3 protein-coding genes are annotated in these 3,233 nt (G+C 58.9%); all 3 read left to right on the top strand.

Annotation, left to right across the window (positions count from 1 at the left end; all coding sequences use genetic code 11):
• A partial coding sequence (locus tag VFZ66_01670; protein ID HEX6287864.1) for a BTAD domain-containing putative transcriptional regulator occupies positions 1–1,712 on the top strand: 1,712 nt, incomplete at its 5' end.
• A gap of 426 nt (positions 1,713–2,138) precedes the next feature.
• The gene (locus tag VFZ66_01675; protein HEX6287865.1) at positions 2,139–2,426 is read left to right on the top strand and encodes a hypothetical protein; all 288 of its coding nucleotides are present in this window, start codon (positions 2,139–2,141) and stop codon (positions 2,424–2,426) included.
• A gap of 30 nt (positions 2,427–2,456) precedes the next feature.
• Positions 2,457–3,233: thioesterase II family protein (locus VFZ66_01680; GenBank protein HEX6287866.1), on the top strand; the 777-nt coding region annotated here is incomplete at its 3' end.

Raw genomic sequence — 3,233 nt, forward strand, 5'->3', positions numbered from 1 at the left:
TTACCGAAGCGATCACAAGCCTCAAGCAAGCGTGTGAGGTAGAGCAGGCGCGCGGCTCGATCGCTGCGGCGGCGCTGACGCTGCATGAGCTCGGCACCTGCTATCACGTACATGGCGATCTGCGTGCTGCCGAGGTCGTGATCCGACAAGCAGAGGCCTACTGGTCCACCCTTGACAACATTGGACGACGCGCGCTCGCCCGTAATAGCCTGGCCCTGAATCAGATCTCTATGGGCCGTTACCATGATGCATTCACAACCGCGAGCCAGGCATTAGGTGATGCCCAGGCTGCCACAATCTCGCAGTATGAAGCTGCCGTGCTTTTGACGCTTGGCGATATCTACGCGGATCTTGGGCTGTCGCACAACGCAACTACCGTGTATCGCTGTGCGGCTCAGGCTGGCGGGACCACTTTCACGTCGACCCAGGTGGCGCTAGCCCAGATCCGGCTACTGATCCAACAGCAGCAGTACGATCGGGCTGCCCAGGCATTAGCTCAACTGCCGCCTGCATCGGCGCAGGCACACCAGGCGGCAATCCTGCTGCTCAAGGCGCAGATTGCTGGCGGGACCGGCGATCCAATCCACGGATTGGAATTAGCCCAGCAAGCCTTGAGTCTGTACGCAAGCTCCGGGTTACGCCGCGATCAAGCCCAGGCCTGTATGATTCAAGCCTGGCTGCATAGCCTGATGAGCACGCCCGATGATCAGGCAATCCTTGCGGCGCTCCATCACGCAGCCGCTCAGTGTGATCAGATTGGATCTGACAGCATTGCGGTGATCCATGCTCGACTCATGCTGCCACGGCTTTTGCAGCTCCAGCCCTGGTTTACGCGCATCCAGCCCTGGCTGCATGAGTCGCATCGGTTGACGCAGGTTGCGGAAGCGCTGGAACACATGCCGCTGCCGCCTATGCGCTCTTACGACGATCCATCGACCATGGCACCTGAGCAGACGGTCATATCGAGCCGACGTCGACCTGAGCATCAGCCGGCGCTCCGCGCGAACTATCTGGGAGGGGATCGCGTCTGGATTGATGACAAGTCGATTACTCTGGGATCGGGCCGTGCCCGCGAGCTGCTCGCGTACCTCATCACCCATCCTCAGGGCGCGTCGCGGACGGATCTCTACCGTGCGATCTGGTGTACCGAGGAGTGTCCTGATGATCCCAACGCGCTCAATCGCGTGATCTATCGCCTGCGCGCGGTGCTGCCACCAGGCGCGATCATCACCATCAATCGAGATACGTACTGCCTTGACCGATCCGTTCTGCGCGTGGAAGTGGATGCCGAGTGTTTCGAGCAGCTGCTTAACACATCGATCGCCGAGCAGAATCAGATGCAGACGATCTTGAAAGCCCTAGATTTATATCACGGCGTCTTCCTGCCAAGCGTTCAGACATCTTGGAGCTGTAACATGCGTTCCCGGCTTGAACTTCGCTACCGTGAAGCGCTGCGTCAAGCGGCAGAGCGGAGCGAAGAGACAGGCAGCTTGGCGAGGGCGCTCGATCTGTTCCGGCAGCTTGTGACACGTGATACAACCAATATCGCCGCACATGCCGGGATTATGCGCTGCCATATTGCCCTGCAATGGCCTGCCCTGGCGATTGAGCAATATCGCACGCTGCGCCAGATCCTTGATGCCGAGCTGGGCATCGGGCTTGATCCCCGCTCAGAACCTGAGCGCATGTATCAGATGCTCTTGGCAAATTAAGGATTGTCCGTCGAGGACGGACGCTTGCCCGCGTCGTGGCTAGCCAGGAGCTCCAACTCCCGGCTAGCCATTCGTTGTTTAGGAATGCCTCACGCACCATTGAGCCAGGTAGGAGTGAGGGCGAGCGCATAAGGGATCGAGGTAGGAGTGGGAAGGTATTGAGTATTGAGCCGAAGCTTGCTATGTTCTCTGTAGAAGAAATGCCCGATATGCAAAGCAGCGCCCTCAGTCAAAAGGAAGACCGACCTACGCTGGATCAGGCAGACCTGCTCTTCGCGTCCCGCTGCCTGTAAGCTTGCTGCTTGGCTGGGATATGCTCCCACTGATCGCTGATGACCCTGGCTTCCAAGCTCAACACCGTCGTTGACACCAGCTACCTACCGCTCAGGTCCTATGAATTCCTTGAAGCTATTTAATGAATCATCTGTGCATCGTCAATTCTCTGGTTTGCAGCAGCTCATCAGCGCCGCCCTGGCAAATCCCGTGCTTGCAGATGCCTTAGTTGCAGATCCGGCTCACGCGCTTGAGCAAGGATTGCCCGAAATCACGCTCACGCAGGAGGAGTATCTGCTGATCACCCAGGTGCGCGATACCACCTGCTTCGATCATTTTGCAGCCTACCTCTATGCGCTGGTCCAGGACGCGATCCTGGCAGAAGCGCCCCACGCCACCACGGCCAGCCAGGAAACACCGTCTTCGCATAGTACAAACTGACAGGCATCACGTGTCATAAGGAAGCAGGTTATGATGGCCGGATCGATCAACAAATGGATTGTGTGCAGCAAGCCGAATCCCGACGCCAGCGTGCGGCTGTTTTGTTTTCCATTCGCCGGTGGCGGCGCGACCGTCTTTCGGACATGGGCATCGCTGCTGCCACCGCAGATTGAAGTCTGCGCGGTACAGCTTCCCGGACGGGAAACCCGCATGCGCGAGCCATTGTTTACGAGTATCGGCGCGCTCGTACCGGAGCTGTTGAACGCCCTCGCGCCAGCATTGGATATGCCGTTTGTCTTCTTTGGTCACAGCATGGGAGCGCTCATCAGCTTTGAGCTGGCGCGCGCGCTCCGCAGGCAGGGCAATCCCCATCTGCTGCATCTGTTTGTCTCTGCCCGCAGCGCGCCCCAGGTTGTCAACGGCGAGGAGCCGATCTACCACCTGCCGACGCCTGAGTTCATCGATAAGCTGCGGCAGCTCAACGGCACGCCCGATGCGATCCTGCACAACCCTGAGTTGCAGGAGATGCTCCTGCCGATTCTGCGCGCCGATCTGGCCCTGAACGAGCGGTATGTGTATACCGAGGAAGCTCCACTGGACGTGCCGATCTCAGCATTCGGCGGTCTTCAAGACCCAAGAGTCCGGCAGGAGAATGTGGCTCAGTGGGCCGCCCAGACGAGCAAGACCTTTTCGCTGCGGATGGTAGCAGGCGATCATTTCTTCTTGAATGCCAACCCGGCGGCGATCGTCCAGCCCATGCAGCAGGATCTTCGGCCATGCTTGCTTCATCAGCCCAGCCAGGTGGCC

This window comes from Herpetosiphonaceae bacterium, from assembly GCA_036374795.1.
Lineage (GTDB): Bacteria > Chloroflexota > Chloroflexia > Chloroflexales > Kallotenuaceae > LB3-1.